This is a genomic window from Ruoffia halotolerans (assembly GCF_014049385.1).
In the GTDB taxonomy this organism is placed as follows: domain Bacteria; phylum Bacillota; class Bacilli; order Lactobacillales; family Aerococcaceae; genus Ruoffia; species Ruoffia halotolerans.
Genome location: NZ_JACAOA010000005.1, coordinates 44,536 through 62,290, shown reverse-complemented (window position 1 = coordinate 62,290; position 17,755 = coordinate 44,536). Strand labels below are relative to the sequence as shown.

The 17,755-nt window shown below is 34.0% G+C and carries 14 protein-coding genes and 1 other annotated feature; of the genes, 13 read left to right on the top strand and 1 reads right to left on the bottom strand.

Annotated elements, in window-relative coordinates:
* Positions 1 to 259: 259 nt before the first annotated feature.
* The 5 genes from HW423_RS02945 (at position 260) to nrdH (ending at position 4,216) form a co-directional block, all read left to right on the top strand.
* Positions 260 to 1,261, top strand: a complete 1,002-nt coding sequence (locus tag HW423_RS02945) for an ABC transporter substrate-binding protein (protein WP_218930457.1) — start codon at positions 260 to 262, stop codon at positions 1,259 to 1,261.
* Between the two features lie 8 nt (positions 1,262 to 1,269).
* Positions 1,270 to 2,160 (top strand): ABC transporter permease, encoded by an 891-nt coding sequence (locus HW423_RS02940; protein ID WP_218930456.1) that lies wholly within the window; start codon positions 1,270 to 1,272, stop codon positions 2,158 to 2,160.
* A 16-nt stretch (positions 2,161 to 2,176) separates the two neighbouring features.
* A complete protein-coding gene (locus HW423_RS02935) occupies positions 2,177 to 2,968 on the top strand; it encodes an ABC transporter ATP-binding protein (RefSeq protein WP_218930455.1) in 792 nt (263 codons plus the stop codon).
* Positions 2,958 to 3,854: an LD-carboxypeptidase gene (locus HW423_RS02930; RefSeq protein ID WP_218930454.1), complete on the top strand. Its 897-nt coding sequence runs from the start codon at positions 2,958 to 2,960 to the stop codon at positions 3,852 to 3,854. The genes HW423_RS02935 and HW423_RS02930 overlap by 11 nt, the downstream gene beginning before the upstream one ends.
* A gap of 134 nt (positions 3,855 to 3,988) precedes the next feature.
* On the top strand, positions 3,989 to 4,216 hold the full coding sequence (nrdH, locus tag HW423_RS02925) for a glutaredoxin-like protein NrdH (RefSeq protein WP_218930453.1): 228 nt from the start codon (positions 3,989 to 3,991) through the stop codon (positions 4,214 to 4,216).
* Between the two features lie 76 nt (positions 4,217 to 4,292).
* Here the strand turns inward: nrdH and HW423_RS02920 are convergent, their stop codons facing one another.
* Positions 4,293 to 5,456 carry a helix-turn-helix domain-containing protein gene (locus tag HW423_RS02920; RefSeq protein WP_218930452.1) on the bottom strand — a complete coding sequence of 388 codons (1,164 nt, stop codon included), beginning with the start codon at positions 5,454 to 5,456 and terminating at the stop codon, positions 4,293 to 4,295.
* A 214-nt stretch (positions 5,457 to 5,670) separates the two neighbouring features.
* Between HW423_RS02920 and HW423_RS02915 the strand changes: the two genes are divergently transcribed.
* The 8 genes from HW423_RS02915 (at position 5,671) to HW423_RS02880 (ending at position 17,691) form a co-directional block, all read left to right on the top strand.
* Entirely contained in the window at positions 5,671 to 6,132 is a 462-nt protein-coding gene (locus HW423_RS02915) for a PTS sugar transporter subunit IIB (protein ID WP_218930451.1), read from the top strand.
* A 163-nt stretch (positions 6,133 to 6,295) separates the two neighbouring features.
* Complete coding sequence (locus HW423_RS02910; RefSeq protein WP_218930450.1) at positions 6,296 to 6,919, top strand: thermonuclease family protein; 624 nt, start codon at positions 6,296 to 6,298, stop codon at positions 6,917 to 6,919.
* Positions 6,920 to 6,945: 26 nt separating this feature from the next.
* Entirely contained in the window at positions 6,946 to 10,443 is a 3,498-nt protein-coding gene (locus tag HW423_RS02905) for a pyruvate carboxylase (protein ID WP_218930449.1), read from the top strand.
* 112 nt (positions 10,444 to 10,555) lie between these two features.
* Complete coding sequence (locus tag HW423_RS02900) at positions 10,556 to 11,632, top strand: CapA family protein (protein WP_328803113.1); 1,077 nt, start codon at positions 10,556 to 10,558, stop codon at positions 11,630 to 11,632.
* A gap of 153 nt (positions 11,633 to 11,785) precedes the next feature.
* Positions 11,786 to 13,405, top strand: a complete 1,620-nt coding sequence (locus tag HW423_RS02895; protein WP_218930448.1) for an LPXTG cell wall anchor domain-containing protein — start codon at positions 11,786 to 11,788, stop codon at positions 13,403 to 13,405.
* 65 nt (positions 13,406 to 13,470) lie between these two features.
* Entirely contained in the window at positions 13,471 to 13,833 is a 363-nt protein-coding gene (locus HW423_RS02890) for a thioredoxin fold domain-containing protein (RefSeq protein WP_218930447.1), read from the top strand.
* 89 nt (positions 13,834 to 13,922) lie between these two features.
* Positions 13,923 to 14,129 (top strand) — a binding site (T-box leader).
* 108 nt (positions 14,130 to 14,237) lie between these two features.
* Positions 14,238 to 14,885, top strand: a complete 648-nt coding sequence (locus HW423_RS02885) for an amino acid ABC transporter permease (RefSeq protein ID WP_218930446.1) — start codon at positions 14,238 to 14,240, stop codon at positions 14,883 to 14,885.
* A gap of 91 nt (positions 14,886 to 14,976) precedes the next feature.
* Positions 14,977 to 17,691: a LysM peptidoglycan-binding domain-containing protein gene (locus HW423_RS02880; protein WP_218930445.1), complete on the top strand. Its 2,715-nt coding sequence runs from the start codon at positions 14,977 to 14,979 to the stop codon at positions 17,689 to 17,691.
* Positions 17,692 to 17,755 lie beyond the last annotated feature (64 nt).

Sequence of the window (17,755 nt, the reverse complement as noted above, 5' to 3'; positions counted from 1 at the left end):
ATGAATATGACGAACCAAGTTAACAACAAAATTAATTTAATCTGGCAAAGCTGGCGTAGATAGGTTGTAGACTTGGAATCCGTTCCATGGATACAGCCCAGTTTGAATTTAACTGAAACTGTATCTATGTGGCTCTTAATCCAGTTTACCACATAGAGTTTGTAGTCTTACAATCTATGTGGTCTTTTTTTATGCTTTATTAAGCTGACACATAGATTGTATGTGTCGGCTGTTTTTTATTTAAAAAAGGAGAATAAAAATGAAAAAATTACAAAAACTTATCTTAGCAATGGTTGCACTGGCATTAGTAATTGTATCTAGTAAGACAACAAAAGAGGTTTTCGCTCAAGAAGAATCACTAGATGTTGCAGTTGTTCAATTAGTTACACATAGTTCACTCGATGATATCCGTCAAGGAGTTTATGATGGTCTAACGGAACATGGGTACACTGAAGGAGAAAATTTAACAATTAATTACCAAAACGCTGAAGGAGATTTAAACATCCTCTCAACGATTGCTCAAAGTGTCGTTGCTGAAGAACCTGATATGATTTTCGCCATTACGACACCGGTAGCGCAAGCATTTCAAAATGCCACATCAGATATTCCTATAATTATGGCAGGAGTCACTGATCCTGCTTCAGCAGGAATTATTGATGATTTAGAGAACCCAGGTGAAAACATTACAGGTGCTAGTGATGCTGTACCTTATGAAGATCAATTTGAATTATTATTACAATTACAACCACATGTTCAAAAAGTTGGAATGATTTATACAACAAGTGAAGATAATTCATTGGCAGAAACTGAACAAGCAGCAGCAGTTGCTGAAGAAATGGGCTTAGAAGTTCAAATTGAAGGAATAGCTTCAACTATGGACATGCAATTAGTGGCTCAAACTTTAGCTAATGAAGTTGATGCGATTTATGTTGGATCAGATAACACCATTGCAAGTGCCTTTGAAACATTATTAGATGCTACAGATGCAACAGGTATTCCAGTTTTTACAACGGTTGACGTGATGGTAGGACAAGGGGCATTATCAGCTGTTGCAATTAATCAAAAAGATATTGGATTATTAGCAGCCGATGTTGCTAAAGAAATTATCGATGGTGCTAATCCAGGAGAAACACCGGTTCAGTTTTTAGAAGAATTACAACCTGTGATTAACTTTGAAACAGCAGATCGTTTAGGTATTGAAGTGCCAGAAAAACTTACTTCTGAAGTGATGGATATTAAGGACCGTTTAGGTGAGGAGTAGTTGTTAGTATGAGTATTTATTTTAGTGCAGTTTACCAAGGAATCTTATGGGGAATTATGGGATTGGGACTATACATTAGTTTCAGAATCTTACGCTTTGCCGATTTAACCAGTGAAGCATCATTCACTTTAGGTGCTGCTTCGGCAGTTACATTAATTACAATGGGTGTTAACCCAATTATCGCCACTTTTGCTTCTATTATTACTGGAATGTTAGCTGGTTTAGTAACAGGAATATTAACTACGTATTTTGACATTCCTGCTTTACTGGCTAGTATCATTTCCCTAACTGGGTTTTATTCGATAAATTTACGTGTTATGGGGAGTCCAAACCTAAGCTTACGTGGTTTTAATACGATTTATAGTTACTTAAGTGAATTTGTTGAAAGTGTCCAATATCAAAGAGCTATTGTTGGCTTAATTGTTGTTTTACTTGTTATCTTTTTTATGACTTATTTATTTAAGACAGATTTAGGTCAAGCGATTATTGCAACCGGTGATAATGAAATTATGGCTGCTTCTTTTGGAATTAAAACAAATACAATGAAACGTCTAGCATTAATGTTTGCCAATGGTTTTATTGCACTAAGTGGAGCATTAGTTGCCCAAGACAATGGGTTCTCAGATGTTCAAATGGGGACAGGAACCGTGGTGGTTGCTATGTCTTCAATTGTTATTGGAGAAGTTATCTTTAGAAAACAAATGAAATTATCTGGGCGTTTTATTTCAATTGTTGTTGGATCTGTGATTTATCGCTTAATTATTGTATTTGTACTTCAATTAGGTTTTAATCCAAACGACTTTAGATTAATCTCAGCCTTAGTATTAGCTATATTCCTAGCATTACCAGCTATTTCTAAGAAAATGGGTTTAAATAAAGCAAAACTAGGGAAATTATAGGAAGAAGAGTGTAATCATGACAGAAAATTATTTAGAATTAAACCATGTATCCAAAGTTTTTCAAAGAAGAACTGGAGATATTGTCAAAGGGTTAGAAGATATTACTCTCTCTATAAAACAAGGTGAAATTATTGCTATAATAGGAACAAACGGAGCAGGGAAGTCCACGTTATTTAATACTCTTACAGGGTATATCGAACCCGATGAAGGAAGTATCTTATTAAATAATACGGATATTACAAAAATCCCTCAAATAAAACGTGCTAGTATTGTAGCAAGAGTGTTTCAAAATCCAAGTATGGGGACGGCTCCTCGAATGTCTGTATTTGAGAATCTAATGTTAGCAAGTAAACGTGGTAAAAAACGAGGTTTGTCTTTATCATTAAATGCTGAAAATAAAGCTGAAATGGCAGAGTATATTTCTCAGTTTAATTTAGATTTAGAGAAGCGCTTAGACTTGCCCATAGAATATTTATCTGGTGGACAGAGACAAACCATCTCTTTAGTAATGGCAACGATTCAAAAGCCACAACTATTATTATTAGATGAGCATACATCAGCGTTAGATCCACGTACTGCTAAACAAGTCATGGAAATGACACACAAAATGGTAACAGAAAATAATTTAACTACTTTAATGATTACCCACCATATGCAAGACGCAATTAAATATGGTGACCGAATTGTTGTCCTCCATCAAGGAAAAATTGCGAATGTTTATAGCAAAGAAGAAATTTCTAGTTTAGAAATTGGACATTTGCACGAACTTATGGAAAAATTAGTAGAGATTGAGGCAAATGCTTCTTAAAAAACTTGATATAGAAAGTGATGATAATATGCACCTGAATTCTGATGATGAAGTCATCTTGCTTGGCTGTTCAAACGGACTAGACTTAGATGAACAAGTAAGATTAAAGATAACATCTTTATATGATTGTTTGGTTAATGAATTTAATCTTAAAGTTAATATAAGCCCTACTATATACATAGATCCGATTAATAATGAAACACATGACGCTACTTACCGAAAAGAAGAATTATACAATGCCTTGATAGATCCTAATATCAAAGCTATTTTCGACTTATCAGGAGGAGACTTAGCGTTAGAAGTATTAAACCAATTTACTGAAGATGATTGGCGAGCAATTGAATCTATCTCTGATAAATTTTATTTAGGTTATAGTGATAATACAGTGATTATTAATGCATTATTATTAAAAACAAACGTTAAAGCTGTAAACTTTTTAGCAACTAATATTGTCAAAGACAAATCAGGCATTGCAAAAGATAGTTTTAAACGTGTGCTATTTAATAATGAACGGATCAATAGAGGAAGTACAACACCAAACAAATTAGATGAAAGTGCAATTATTATTGGTGGAAATATCCGATGCTATTTAAAATTAGCTGGGACACCTTATTTTAATCTTGATAATGCTGATGGATTACTACTTGAAGGTCTATCTGGTGATATTAATAAAATGCGCAGCTACTTTTCACAACTTGATTTATTGAATATTTTGGATAGAATGAAGTTTGTAGTTATTGGTCAGTTCAGTGAAATAAAAGAAAAAGGCCAAGAAGACGAATTATACAAATTAGTCCAAACTTATCAGAATAAATATAATTTTAAATTATATTTTACGGATTATGTCGGACACCATGAAGCCGTATATCCATTTATAATGAATTAGTTTCAGTGTCATCATCATTGCGAAAAATAACTATATATTGTGTCGAAATTAACAAAGCAATCAATATGTAGTTGTTTTTTGTTTAGTTATAAAGTATGATGAGTTTATTAGTTAAAAGAAAGAAGGTCATATCCATGTCAAAAATTACTGTTTATTCAAAACCAAATTGTATGCAATGTAACTTTACGAAAAAATATTTAGATGATAAAGGTGTCGAATATTCTACACTAGATGTGTTTGCTGATGAGGAAGCACTTAATCATATTAAATCATTAGGCTTTCAATCACTTCCTGTAGTTGAAATCGATGGGGAAGAGCCTTTTAACGGATTCCGTCCAGATTTATTAGCAAAATTAGCTTAATACAAAAAATCCACTCTTTAAAGTTAGTCAACAACTTAAGGAGTGGATTTTTTTTATTAATGCAAGTTTAACTTGTTCAAACAATTGATTTAGCATAGCTAGAAGGGCTTAAACCAAATTGCTTACTAAATGCTCGAGAGAAGTACTGAATCGAACCATAGCCAAGATAATCCGCTATTTGCGATAAGGTCATTTGCGTTTCTTGAATCATTTGTTTACTTCGGTTTAATCGAATGGTATTTATATAATTTTTTGGTGTTGTATTTGCATATTTATTAAATAACGATTGTATGGTTGATCTTGATAATGAGAAATGTTCAACTAAATCACTCACTTGGTTTTGGTCTTCAACATGTGCATCAAGGAAATCGACCATAGCTTGGAATAATTCACTTTCATAATTTTCACGCATCGATGTGGTTGGCTTTTCGGTATGATTCGCTTCACCTTGAACAATTTTAAGTAGAATAAATTTTAAGTTTAATAACACTTCATCATCTGTATATCTATCATTGGTTGTAATATTCGATAATTCAATGATTCGTTCAATTAAAGCTGTGTTTTGAGAACCTAAGTGTATGATCTGATTTGTTGCTGTAGGAGTTAAACCCTTTGCATCAAATATAATAGATAAATAAGACGTTATTCCATCTTTCGTAACGCTTTGTTTTCTTACTTGTCCTGGTTGATAGATAAAGCAATCATTCTTTTTAGCAACATATTCCTCATCATCAACATGATGAATTAACTCACCTTGATCAACAATAATAAGTTCGTAATAATCACCTGGAATTGATAGACTTTCGAAAGGCGCCATCTTAATTTGATAGAACAAAGTATGTAGTTTTTCAATTGTTAGTTTTGGTTCGTATTTTCGAATCGCAATTTTTTTTGCTGTAGGAACTGTCTTAGGAGAATCTTTCCCAAGAGGTTCCATAAAAATACTACATTCTTCTGTGATAGCGAGAGTGTTGAAATAGACACCTGGAACTAGATCAATACTATTAGTTAAGATAAATTCTTGGTAACTTGTCTCATCTTCAGGTGTTGTTGTTAACACAATTAATGCAAGTCCTATATCAGAAGTTAATCTCACTGATTGATTAAAACGGAAAAATAACTCAGAATCACTCTTTTGAATTTGCATCCGTCTATTTATCTTTTTAGATTTTAAAATGGAAGACTCATCCATAATTGTGTAAAATTCAGAATGATTATTTGATGTTGTTTTCAAGTACATTTTTTCACCTCTATCCATTTACTTGTTAGTTCAGATAACATTATACCTTAAATATTAATTCTTTACTAATGATTATCTAAATTAGTGATTTCTTTTTATTGATTTCATCAAACTGAGTCATTTTTTTGTGTGTTTTAAATGAAAAGTGTTGCACTTATTTCTTAAGTGGCGTAACATATCCGCTGAATGTAAATTTAGAAAGGAAAGAGATGCGATGTCTAGTGTAAGAATGGCTCTAATTGACGATCATTTTCTCCATGGGCAAGTAGCCGAACTTTGGTGTAGTGAAGTCGAGAGTAATCTTATTATTGTCGTAAATGACAAACTTTCAGAAAATAAAATGCAACAAGGTCTTTTAGATATGGCAGTACCGGATGGGATTACTTGTCGTTATTATAGTATGAGTAAAGCTATAAATATGTTAAACAAATTGAATCCAGAAAAAAATCCATTATTAATCTTTGAAACAATTGCAGATTTGAAAATTATTATGAATCTTGGCTTTTCTATCCCATTAGTCACATTGGCGAGTGTACCTCCTTCAGGTGGAGGAAAAACTATTGCACCTGGAGTCTCATTGAATAGTCAACAAATTAATTGGTTGTCATCAATTTCAGAACAAGGGACAAAGGTAGAGGTGCGCCAAACGCCAGATGAAGAAAGCGTTCAGTTATAATTCATTTTTTATACACCCTCAACAATCTTTTGTTGGGGGTTTTTTGGCTATATCAAACTTTAAACACTTTAAAATTAAAATTTACTAATAAAAGCGTAAATCAGTCTAATAATTATGATATAATTGCTTGTGTATATTTAACTTAATAGAACGGAGGGCTTGCTTGAATAATAAAACACTCTTACGTCGATTATTAAGACAGTTAGGGAATCGAAATAATAAAATGGGCATTGGCTTATCAACCATTATTATTATTTTGGTTATATTCTTTGCACCTGATTTACTAAATTTTGATTCATCCAATACAGTCATTGATAATCAAGACGCCGAAGTAATTTCAAGTGAATTTAATGGAGATAATTTTGAAGTGTTACCGACATTGAAAAAGATTCCAGTTGAACTTGTTTCTGTAAATGACGGAGATACCATGCGAATTGCTTTGAATGGATATGAAATTCCCGTTAGATACTTAATCATCGATACACCAGAAATGAATTATGACAGTGGCGTTCCCGCACCATTTGCTCTGGAAGCTAAAGAAATGAATGAAACTTTACTGGAGGAAGCGGATCAAGTATATATCGAACTAGATGTTGGTCCACCTACAGATAATTACAATCGTATATTAGCCTATGTGTATAGTGATGATGTATTAGTGAATGAAGTATTATTAGAAGAAGGATTAGCTCGAGTGAGATATGTTAATCCGCCTAATAATTCATATGAGAAGCTTTTAAGAGAAGCTGAGCATCATGCTCAAAATGAATCATTAAATATTTGGAATTAAATAGTAAATAAATTGGAGTTGAGTAAATGAATAAAATTAACAAGATATTAATAGCCAACCGCGGTGAAATCGCCATTCGAATTATCCGTGCGTGTAAGGAATTAGGCATTGAAACAGTAGCGATTTATTCTAAAGAAGATATCGGATCGCTCCACAGACAAAAAGCCGACCAATCATATTTGGTAGGCGAAACATTAAGTCCGACGGGGGCTTATTTAGATATTGAAGGTATTATTGCTTTAGCTAAAGAGAAAAACATTGATGCCATTCATCCAGGTTATGGTTTCTTAAGCGAGAACTATGAGTTTGCGAAACGTTGTCAGGAAGAAGGTATTATCTTTATTGGTCCAGAACTGCGTCATTTAGAAATGTTTGGTAATAAAACGCGTGCGCGTGAAACAGCCATCGATGCAGGATTGCCAATCATTCCAGGCACAGTGACAGATGACAATTCATTAGAAGACGTGAAAGCTTTTGCCAATGCACATGGTTACCCGATTATGTTAAAAGCTGTTAGCGGTGGTGGGGGTAAAGGAATGCGTATTGTTTCGTCTGAAGATGAGATTGAGAGTGCGTATGACCGTGCAAAATCCGAAGCAAAAAACTCTTTTGGTGATGACCGCATGTATGCTGAAAGATACATTAATGAACCAAAACATATTGAAGTACAGATTTTAGGAGATACACATGGCAACGTCGTACATTTATATGAAAGAGATTGCTCGATTCAACGTCGTCATCAAAAAGTTGTTGAAGTGGCACCTTCTTTTAATTTAAGTCCTGAAATGCGTGAAAAATTAACAGATGCTTCACTACAATTAATGAATCATATCGAATATCTTAATGCCGGTACTGTAGAATTTTTAGTTTCAGGAAATGAATTTTATTTCATCGAAGTAAATCCACGTGTTCAAGTTGAGCACACAATTACAGAATTGGTGACTGGTTTAGATATTGTTCGGACACAAATTTTAATTGCGGATGGTGAATCATTATTTGATCAAGCGATTGGTTTCCCTAGCCAAGAAGACATTCGTTTAAATGGTTACGCTATTCAAGCACGAGTCACGACAGAAGATCCTTTAAATAATTTTGCACCTGATTCTGGTAAGATTATCGGTTACCGTTCTCCAGGTGGGATTGGTGTTCGCTTAGATGCTGGTGATGCTTATAGTGGGGCGAATATCACCCCTTACTATGATTCATTACTTGTTAAAATTTCAACGTATTCAATTCACAAAGATGGTGCGATTGCTAACTTAAGACGATCTTTAGAAGAGATGAGTGTCGTGGGTCTAAAAACAAACATTCGTTTCATTGAAAACATTATTAAGCACCCACAATTTATCTCTGGTGAATATGATGTATCGTTTATTGATACGCACAAGGAATTATTCGATTTTGTCCCTCCAAGAAACCGTGGGAATAAACTATTGAAGTATATTGCGAATGTTACTGTCAATGGCTTTCCAGGAATTGAAAAAACTGAAAAACCTCACTTTGAATTGAGACAAGTGCCTAAAATCAAAGGTCACCGTACAAATATTCACCGTGAATCGTTCAGTACACCAGGAGAAATTTGGACAAAACCGCACGATGAGAAGACTTTATCATTTAAACAGATATTAGATCAACAAGGACCCGAAGCTGTCTCTAAAGCAATACTAGATACGAAAAACACATTGCTCACAGATACAACACTTCGTGATGCACATCAATCTGTTTTAACTACTCGCTTAAGAACAACAGATATGCGTGAAATTGCGCCATTTATGAATGAAACGATGCGTGATTACTTCTCATTAGAGATGTGGGGAGGAGCAACGTTTGATGTTGCTTATAACTTCTTGAAAGAAAGTCCATGGCAAAGATTACGTGACTTACGTCAATTAATACCAGATATTCCATTCCAAATGTTATTACGTGCTTCAAATGCGGTAGGTTATAAGAACTATCCAGATAATTTAGTAAAACAGTTTATTAAAACGAGTGCTCAAGAGGGCATCGATGTCTTTAGAATTTTTGATTCACTTAACTGGTTAGAAGCGTTAAAATTCCCAATTGAAACAGCGTTAGAGACTGGAAAAATCGTTGAAGGAACAATCTGTTATACAGGCGATATCCTAAATCCACAACGTTCAAGTTTGTACACATTAGATTACTACGTAAATATGGCGAAAGAATTGGAAGCACTTGGTGTCCATACGATTGCGATTAAAGATATGTCAGGTGTCTTAAAACCTGAGGCAGCCTATCAACTTATCTCAGCATTGAAACAAGAAGTGTCGTTGCCAATTCATTTACATACACATGATACAACAAGTACTGGAGTGGCTATTTACTCAAGAGCGATTGATGCTGGAGTGGATATTGTAGATACCGCTAATGCAGCTCTATCAGGTCAAAATTCACAGCCAGATGCGAATGCCTTGTATTATACTCGTCTAGGGCTTGACCGTAATATTAATGTGGACATTGAAGCGAACGATATCATGCAAAATTATTGGAAAGAAACACGTAAGTATTACACGCCTTTTGAAAGTGACTTAACAACTGCTTGGACAAAAGTCTATGATTATGAAATGCCAGGGGGTCAATATAGTAACTTACGTATGCAAGCACAATCCTTAGGGTTAGGTGATCGTTATGATGCAGTTTTAGACATGTATCACCGAGTAAACTTCTTATTTGGTGATCTTGTAAAAGTGACACCATCTTCAAAAGTTGTCGGAGACATGGCTTTATTCATGGTTCAAAACGATTTAGACGAAACCTCTGTTATTGCTCAAGGAGAGACGTTAGACTTCCCACAATCTGTTATTTCTTTCTTTAAAGGAGAGATAGGTCAACCTGCGGGGGGGATGAATAAAGAATTACAAAAAGTAGTTCTAAAAAATGACTTAGCGATTTCAGACCGACCAGGAAATCACTTAGCACCTTTTGACTTCAAAGAAGCGGAAGAGGAATTGAATGAAAAGCTATATAAAGATGTGGATATGAACTCAATGTTGAGTCTGGGAATGTATCCTAAAGTATTTAGAGAATATTTAAACTTTATTGAAGATTTTGGTCAAGTTGATATAATTGATACACCAACCTTCTTTTACGGTATGAAGTTAAATGAACGTATCGTCGTTGATATTGAACCGGGTAAAACCCTCTTAGTAGAACTAACAAGTATTGGACCACTTAAAGAAAATGGTACACGCATTGTTTACTTCAATCTAAATGGCATGCCTGAACAAGTAGAGATTATTGATAATAATGTTGATTTATCTTCAGTAGCTCGTCCAAAGGCAGATCGTTCAAATCTGAATCATGTCGGAGCGCAAATGCCTGGTTCGGTATTTAAGGTAAATGTTAAAGAAGGTGATCATGTGAGACAAAATGATGTATTAATTATTACTGAAGCAATGAAAATGGAAAATGCGATTCAAGCACCTAAAGCTGGAGTAATTAAAAGGATCTATGTGAAAGAACAGGATCAAATTACAGCAGGAGACTTACTGATAGAATTCGAATAAGGATGCGTGAATGTTGAAAAAGAGATTAAATAATATAAAATTAATAAGTTTATTTCTCGGTATAATGCTTCTCCTTTTAGGCTGCCAATTGGCTAGCCAAGAGGGGGAATCGGTGGCTGAATCCGAGGAAGTGAGCAGTGAGGAAGTAATTGACACTTCCAATGAGAATGATTCGGGTAGTGATTATGAAGTCGTTGATTCTGTAACTATACGCTCAATTGGGGATGTTTTAGTTCATGATACGGTTTATTATGATGCGGATACTGGGGATGGTTATAGTTTTGATCATATGTTTGATGGGGTTAGACCGTATTTAGAGAATGCGGATATTACTACAGCGAATCTAGAGATGATTACAGCAGGGAGTGTATTTGGACCTTCAACATATCCAACTTTTAATTCACCAGAAGAGATTGTTGATGCCCTTCAAAACGCAGGTGTTGATATTGTTAATAATGCAACGAACCATTCTCTTGATTTAGGTTCAGACGGAGCATATGCTTCAATTAATGCTTTACAAGAGCGTGATATGATGTATGTTGGCAGTTATGAGTCATGGGACGATTATAATACATCTCGAATCATCGACGTAGGAAATATGTCAGTTGGTTTTCTGTCGTATGCGAATGATGCGAATGGAAACTACTTACCAGAAGATCAAGAATACTTATTATCACTCATTGATTTGGATTTAATCCCACTAGAAGTTGAGCAATTGAACACGGTAGTAGATGTATCAGTTATCATGTTCCATGTGGGGAACGAGTATGATTACTTACCTAATACATGGCAATTAGAAGTTATGCAAACAGCGCGTGATGCTGGAGCAAACTTTATCCTAGGCGGACACCCGCATGTCTTACAACCATTTATTAATTATAATGAGAGCCAAGCAGGTATGTTCTCGCATGGGAACTTTTTAACAGGTCAATATGAAATTGATACAAAAGTAGGTGGTATTACCGAATATACATTTAATAAACTTGGTAATGGTGAAGTTGTCTTAGATTCGATGCGATTCATGCCGACCTTTAATTTCGGTATGCCAGAAACTCCGGTATACTCTGTAGTTCCTTTAGCTGATGCTGATGAATACGGCTTAGCTCAAGCAAGTGAGTTGTATGCGGAATTAGAACAAAGAATGCGATATTATACTAATAAAGTAGAAGTGGTTGAATATTTAGACTAATAGAGATAATTTAAACAGTTAGTGAAAGTAAATCTGTTTCACTAACTGTTTTTTGTTGTCTTAATTAATAATTCGAAAAAATATTAATTAAGTCAATAAATAAAATAATGGAAATGACACTTTTTTACGTATTTATATATGGAGGTGTTATTTATGAAAAAAATTATCATATCAATGACGTTATTAAACTTATTACTTAATTCTTTTGGTTCAGTATTCGCGCAGGAAGCACCAGCCCCTTACATTATTACTCAAGACATCAATTATGAATCGATCTCACTTGAAGATTGTTTAAACATATTACAAAACCCAACAGATGAAACTCTTGAATCCGAATCAATCAATAAAACAATTGAAGAGGTTGAAGCGGAATTACAGTCAGTTCAAGAACAGTATAATGAAATTAATAATCATATTGCTTTGTTAGAAAGCGGGGAGGTGGACTCTCTTGACTGGGCAAATTCACAACTACTCATCGTTATCGAAGAGGTATATGCACTTCAAGCTGAATTGGACCCTGAGTTTATGTATTTAAGTGAAGAAGAACAATTAAAACTTGTAGCAAATCACGAATCAGTGTTGGAATGGCAAGCTTATATCCAAGAAATTCAAGTCGCATTAAATCAATTAATTGCCGATCGTAATGTCGTAGAACAGAACTATTCCAATTTAAATTTTACACTAAATGAATTACAGGCTAATAAAGAAAACACAAGTCAATCTAAAGCCGCTTACAATGAATGTCAGTTATATCCATATTCGTCTGAATATTTATCTATTGATCAGATATTACTGAACAGCCAAACTTCATTAAACGATTATCTCGTTCAAATTGATTCGTATTTAGAAAAGATAATTGCTAAAGCTTATCGGAAAGTTGCTTTCGAAGACATCTATCGATTATATAGTAGACAGTTAGATCAACAAGCTTTGGAAAATGCTCTATCTGATAAACCAAATATCGTTTTAGATAATCTAGCCTATGAAACATATAGTTACGCAAAAGAGTTAAATCTAATTGATATAGAAACCTTGGCCCAATATGCTCAAAGAGCTTATATAAAAAATAATAACAAAGATGAATTTATACAGAGCTATCAAAAAGTAATCAACTTAAAAGAGAATCAATGGAATTATATTAACAGTATTAATACTGAGGCTTTCGAGCTCATAAAGAGCGAACTCGTTAATTATTTAAACTCAAATATGCATACAAATGAAGAAGCCATTGATTTAGTTCGCAGTATTCACCAAAGATATCAAGTGAAATTAGTATTTTTTGATGATAGTTCGCAACAATGGGTTATAAATTCGATGAGTTCGTCTGGCTATTATGATGAATATGTTCAAAAAGAAATTTCACCACAAACGATAGAAGAAACCTTAAGTGATGAGTCGAATTCAGAATCAGAAACTCAAAGTATCGATGATATTACTTTAGATGAAACGTTAGATGAAGTCCCTGATAACTTAGCTGCTCCTAATGATCATTTAGAATCATTAAAAGATCAACTTTCAAACATTCGTAGTAATACAAATATAAAAGACCTTCCAAAACCAAATACAACAAATTCAATGAATAACAATAAAAACAAAAACTCTTCAAGTAATATAACAAACAAAGGTAATATCGAATTACCATCGACTGGTGAGAGAAGTCCGATGACAATTATCGCTATAATTATCCTAGTTTTGGGCTTAATATTGTTATTTTCTACACTTCGTATGAAGCGTAAAAAAAGGGAATCGCTTCAAAATATTGAATTAGATTGAGCAATAAGCTTGGTTTAAAGGCTAGATTTAAGGTAATATTTACTTATGAAAGAGAGGTTTTTAAGATGACAGCAGAAGAAAATGTATTTTTAGAAATTGTAAAAGACTTTACGGAGCTTTCTCCGACTGATGCAGATGAGTTACTATCTAATGAAGAAGGTACTGTGGTATTTATTGGACGTCCTACCTGTCCATATTGTCGCAAATTTGCTCCTAAACTTCATAAAGTAAGTACCGAGCAAAAAATTAAGGTAAACTTTTTAAATTCAGAACATCCTGATTATACCGATGAATTAAAAGACTTCCGTGAAAAATACGGTGTACCGACAGTTCCAGGTATCTTATATTCTGATGGAAACGATGTAAAAGTTCGTTGTGATAGTTCTATGACCGAAGAAGAAATCACATCGTTCGTTCATGCCCAATAAAAGCGGATTAATCTAATAATACTCTTAGTATTAATTAGAATTTAAGTTGACAAACAATTCTCATTCTTTTAATATTATTCTTAATTAAATAGTCGTCGAAGATTTAAGAGAGTAAGTTTATGTGAACTAAAAGCGATGTAGCAAACGGTGAAAGGCTACAAAGATTCACTTTACTGAACCGCACTTAATAGACATATTAGTGAACTTATAGTAGCTAATATCGCATACGCGTTATAAGTAAGTGAATTGATCATGTCAATTAAACAGAGTGGTACCACGGATATTTCGTCTCTATTTCTAATGTTATGCATTAGAAATAGAGACTTTTTTTGTATATTTGTATACAAACAGACAGTTTTATTATTAGTTTGATTATTATTATAAAATTAAGAGGAGAGATACTTATGGATATTATTCAAGAATATTACCCGTTATTTTTAAATGGAGCATGGTACACAATACAATTAGCTTTCGTTACAGTCGTTCTATCATTACCTTTCGGAGCGGCCTTAGCATTAATGCGTATTTCATCAAACAAAATACTTAGCATGATTGCGCGTGTTTATGTAGAGATTATTCGTGGGACACCGTTACTTGTTCAAGTTTATTTAGTTTATTTCGGACTTCCAATGTTCAATATTTATTTGGACGATTTCGTTTCTGCAGTATTAGCTGTAACCATTAACTCTACTGCTTATATTGGAGAAATCATGCGTAGTGGTATTCAATCAATCGATACCGGTCAAACAGAAGCAGCCAGAGCTCTTGGTCTGCCAAAATGGGTAGCTTTTAGAAAAGTACTTTTACCACAAGCGATTAAAAACATCTTACCCGCGATAGGTAATGAGTTTGCTGTATTAATTAAAGAAACATCAATAGTGTCGGTTTTAGGAATCAAAGACTTAATGTTTGCTTCGGATACTGTAAGAGGGGCAACTTATACAACTTTTGCTCCGTTATTATTCGCGGCCTTATTGTATTTCATTATGACATTCACAATTTCACAGCTTATGAATTTACTTGAGAATCGCTTTGCTAAAGCAGATAATTAATCTATTAATAATTGTAATAAATTCAGACGTTTTGGTAATGAAAACATGTTACAATTGAAATATATATTATTAAATCAGAGGAGTGTTCATTTTGGTTAGAAAATTAATGCGCAAACGTAAAGGGGAATGGATTACCGTTTCGCTCTCATTAGCAGCGCTTGTTGCCATTGGTGGATCAGAATCAATCGTAGTAGCCCAAGAAATTTCATCGACTTATGTTGTACAATCTGGCGATACTTTATATTCAATTGCCAGCCGACATGGCCTTTCATTGGGGCAACTTAAAGAAATTAATGGTTTAAATAACGATATTATACTTCCAGGTCAAAGTTTATTAGTGAGTCAAAGCGCACAAAATGAAGAAATTTCTACTCCTTCAAACGAGACACAAAATCCGGATAACACTGAAGTTGAAACAAATACACTACCAGTTGTGTCTAATAACACTAATACAGCAACAGCATCAGGATCAACTTATACTGTAAAATCTGGTGATTCATTATACGCAATCGCTGTTAAACATGGTGTAACAGTACAAAACATTAAAGATTGGAACGGCTTAACTAGCAATTATATTTATTCTGGTGACATCCTGAATGTTTCTGAAGCAGGAACACCTGCAGCAAAACCGACACCAACTGAAAATAATAATAACAATTCAACTGGAAACACTTCAACGACAAATTTTCACTTAGTTAAAGCGGGAGAGTCAGTTAATTTAATTGCTCAAAAATATGGTGTGTCAGCAGCTCAAATTAAGTCTTGGAATAAATTATCATCAAACTTAATCCATCCAGGAGATCGTTTAGTCGTTTCTGCGTCTGCTAATAATAGCGAAAACAGTAACTCTGGGAATTCAAACAATGCTTCTGAAAACACTAATAATTCAGGAAACACAGAATCAGCAAAAACATATACGGTTAAATCTGGCGATTACTTATACTCAATCGCTAGTCGTTTCGGTGTAACTGTTCAGAACTTAAAAGACTGGAATAAGTTATCTAATAACTATATTTACTCTGGTGATGTTTTAAATGTTGCAAAACCAGGTTCAAGCACATCGACACCTGCACCTAAACCAGACGATAATAACAGCAATGAAAATTCTGGAACTAAAAAAGTTCACGTTGTAAAAGCAGGAGAATGGGTAAGTAAGATTGCAGCTCAGTATGGAATTACTGACCAACAATTAAAATCATGGAATAACTTATCATCTAACTTAATCCACCCAGGCGATCGTTTAGTTGTTTCAAATCCAAATAATTCTGGAAATTCAAACACTGGTAATGAAAGTGACAACGAAAGCAATAAACCAGAGACGACACCTGCTAAAACACATACGGTTAAATCAGGCGACTACTTATATTCAATCGCTAGTCGTTATGGAATTTCAGTTCAAAACTTAAAAGACTGGAATAAGTTAACAAGTAATTATATTTATTCAGGTGATGTGTTAGTTGTTTCTAAACCAAATTCAACAACTCCAGCTCCAAAAACAGATGATAAAGAAAAAGAAAAAGAAGAAAATAACAATACAAATAAACCTTCTAAAGTTCATGTGGTTAAATCTGGAGAGTGGGTAAGTAAAATTGCTAGTCAATACGGCATTAATGAAGCTCAATTAAGAGAGTGGAATAACCTTTCATCTAACTTAATTCACCCAGGCGATCGTTTAGTTGTTTCTAAACCATCTAATTCTGGAAATAATTCAGGAAACAATGGTAATAATGACAATAACAACAAACCATCAACACCAGCTAAAACTTATACGGTTAAATCAGGCGATTACTTATACAAAATCGCATCAGCACATGGTATCACTGTTCAAAATCTAAAAGATTGGAACAACTTAACAAGCAATTACTTATACTCAGGAGACGTATTAATTGTTTCTAAACCGTCAGGTTCAAATAATGGTGGAAACAATAATAACAACTCGGGATCTAGCAACCAATCCATTCCAGATTTATCTGGAGTTACTCCAGTATCAGTAAACTATGATGTGAAGTTAAATGGTACAACACAAGCATTAAGAAACACTTTATCTTATACAGGTCGTACTCACAATGTTGTTGATTATTTTGGTCAACGATTTACAGTTAAACGTGAATTTGTTAAAGGCGGAACGAAATATATTGAATTATTAAATTCAAATGGAAGTATCGTAGGATATGTTCCTAAATCTGCTTCTGTAGAAGTGCCACAAGGTAAGAATGTTGTATACCTAGATGCAGGTCACGGTGGAACTGAAACAGGTTCAGCGGCAAATAATCGAAAAGAGAAAGATTTAAACTTAAACATCACTTCTCAATTATCAACAATTTTACGTAATCAAGGATATATTGTTTATGAATCAAGAACTTACGATGAAACAATCCCTTTACATAAACGTCATTTAGAACCAAATAGCATTATGCCAGATGCTTACATTAGTGTGCATCATAATGCAATGCCGATACCTAATACGGCTCACGGTATCGTAACCTTATATCACGATCAATCTATCGATGAAAAAGGTTATGAGACAGTCGATCACCATATCGGAACAAACATTATTCCAGAAGGTAAACGTTTAGCAAACGCAATTCAAAATAGCTTAGTTGCTATTACTGGAGCGAATGATATGGGAACTCGTGCGCAAAACTTACACGTTACACGTAAGACAGACGTTCCGGCTACATTAGTAGAGTTAGGTTTCCAAGATCATGATGCAGAATTTAGAAAATTAATTAACTCTTCCTATCAAAAGAAATTAATTAATGGGCTTGTTAATGGAATCAATGCATACTTCGGTTTAGCTCGCTAATTAACACTCTTTAAATAAAAAATTTAAACGGGCTTCCTGCCCGTTTTTTAATTCAGGTGATTAA

Excerpts from the sequence above, each read along its gene's own strand:
- HW423_RS02895 (WP_218930448.1), top strand. The coding sequence starts at position 11,786 with ATGAAAAAAATTATCATATCAATGACGTTATTAAACTTATTACTTAAT.
- HW423_RS02935 (WP_218930455.1), top strand. The coding sequence starts at position 2,177 with ATGACAGAAAATTATTTAGAATTAAACCATGTATCCAAAGTTTTTCAA.
- HW423_RS02930 (WP_218930454.1), top strand. The coding sequence starts at position 2,958 with ATGCTTCTTAAAAAACTTGATATAGAAAGTGATGATAATATGCACCTG.
- HW423_RS02890 (WP_218930447.1), top strand. The coding sequence starts at position 13,471 with ATGACAGCAGAAGAAAATGTATTTTTAGAAATTGTAAAAGACTTTACG.
- HW423_RS02915 (WP_218930451.1), top strand. The coding sequence starts at position 5,671 with ATGTCTAGTGTAAGAATGGCTCTAATTGACGATCATTTTCTCCATGGG.
- nrdH (WP_218930453.1), top strand. The coding sequence starts at position 3,989 with ATGTCAAAAATTACTGTTTATTCAAAACCAAATTGTATGCAATGTAAC.
- HW423_RS02940 (WP_218930456.1), top strand. The coding sequence starts at position 1,270 with ATGAGTATTTATTTTAGTGCAGTTTACCAAGGAATCTTATGGGGAATT.
- HW423_RS02885 (WP_218930446.1), top strand. The coding sequence starts at position 14,238 with ATGGATATTATTCAAGAATATTACCCGTTATTTTTAAATGGAGCATGG.
- HW423_RS02920 (WP_218930452.1), bottom strand. The coding sequence starts at position 5,456 with ATGTACTTGAAAACAACATCAAATAATCATTCTGAATTTTACACAATT.
- HW423_RS02945 (WP_218930457.1), top strand. The coding sequence starts at position 260 with ATGAAAAAATTACAAAAACTTATCTTAGCAATGGTTGCACTGGCATTA.
- HW423_RS02905 (WP_218930449.1), top strand. The coding sequence starts at position 6,946 with ATGAATAAAATTAACAAGATATTAATAGCCAACCGCGGTGAAATCGCC.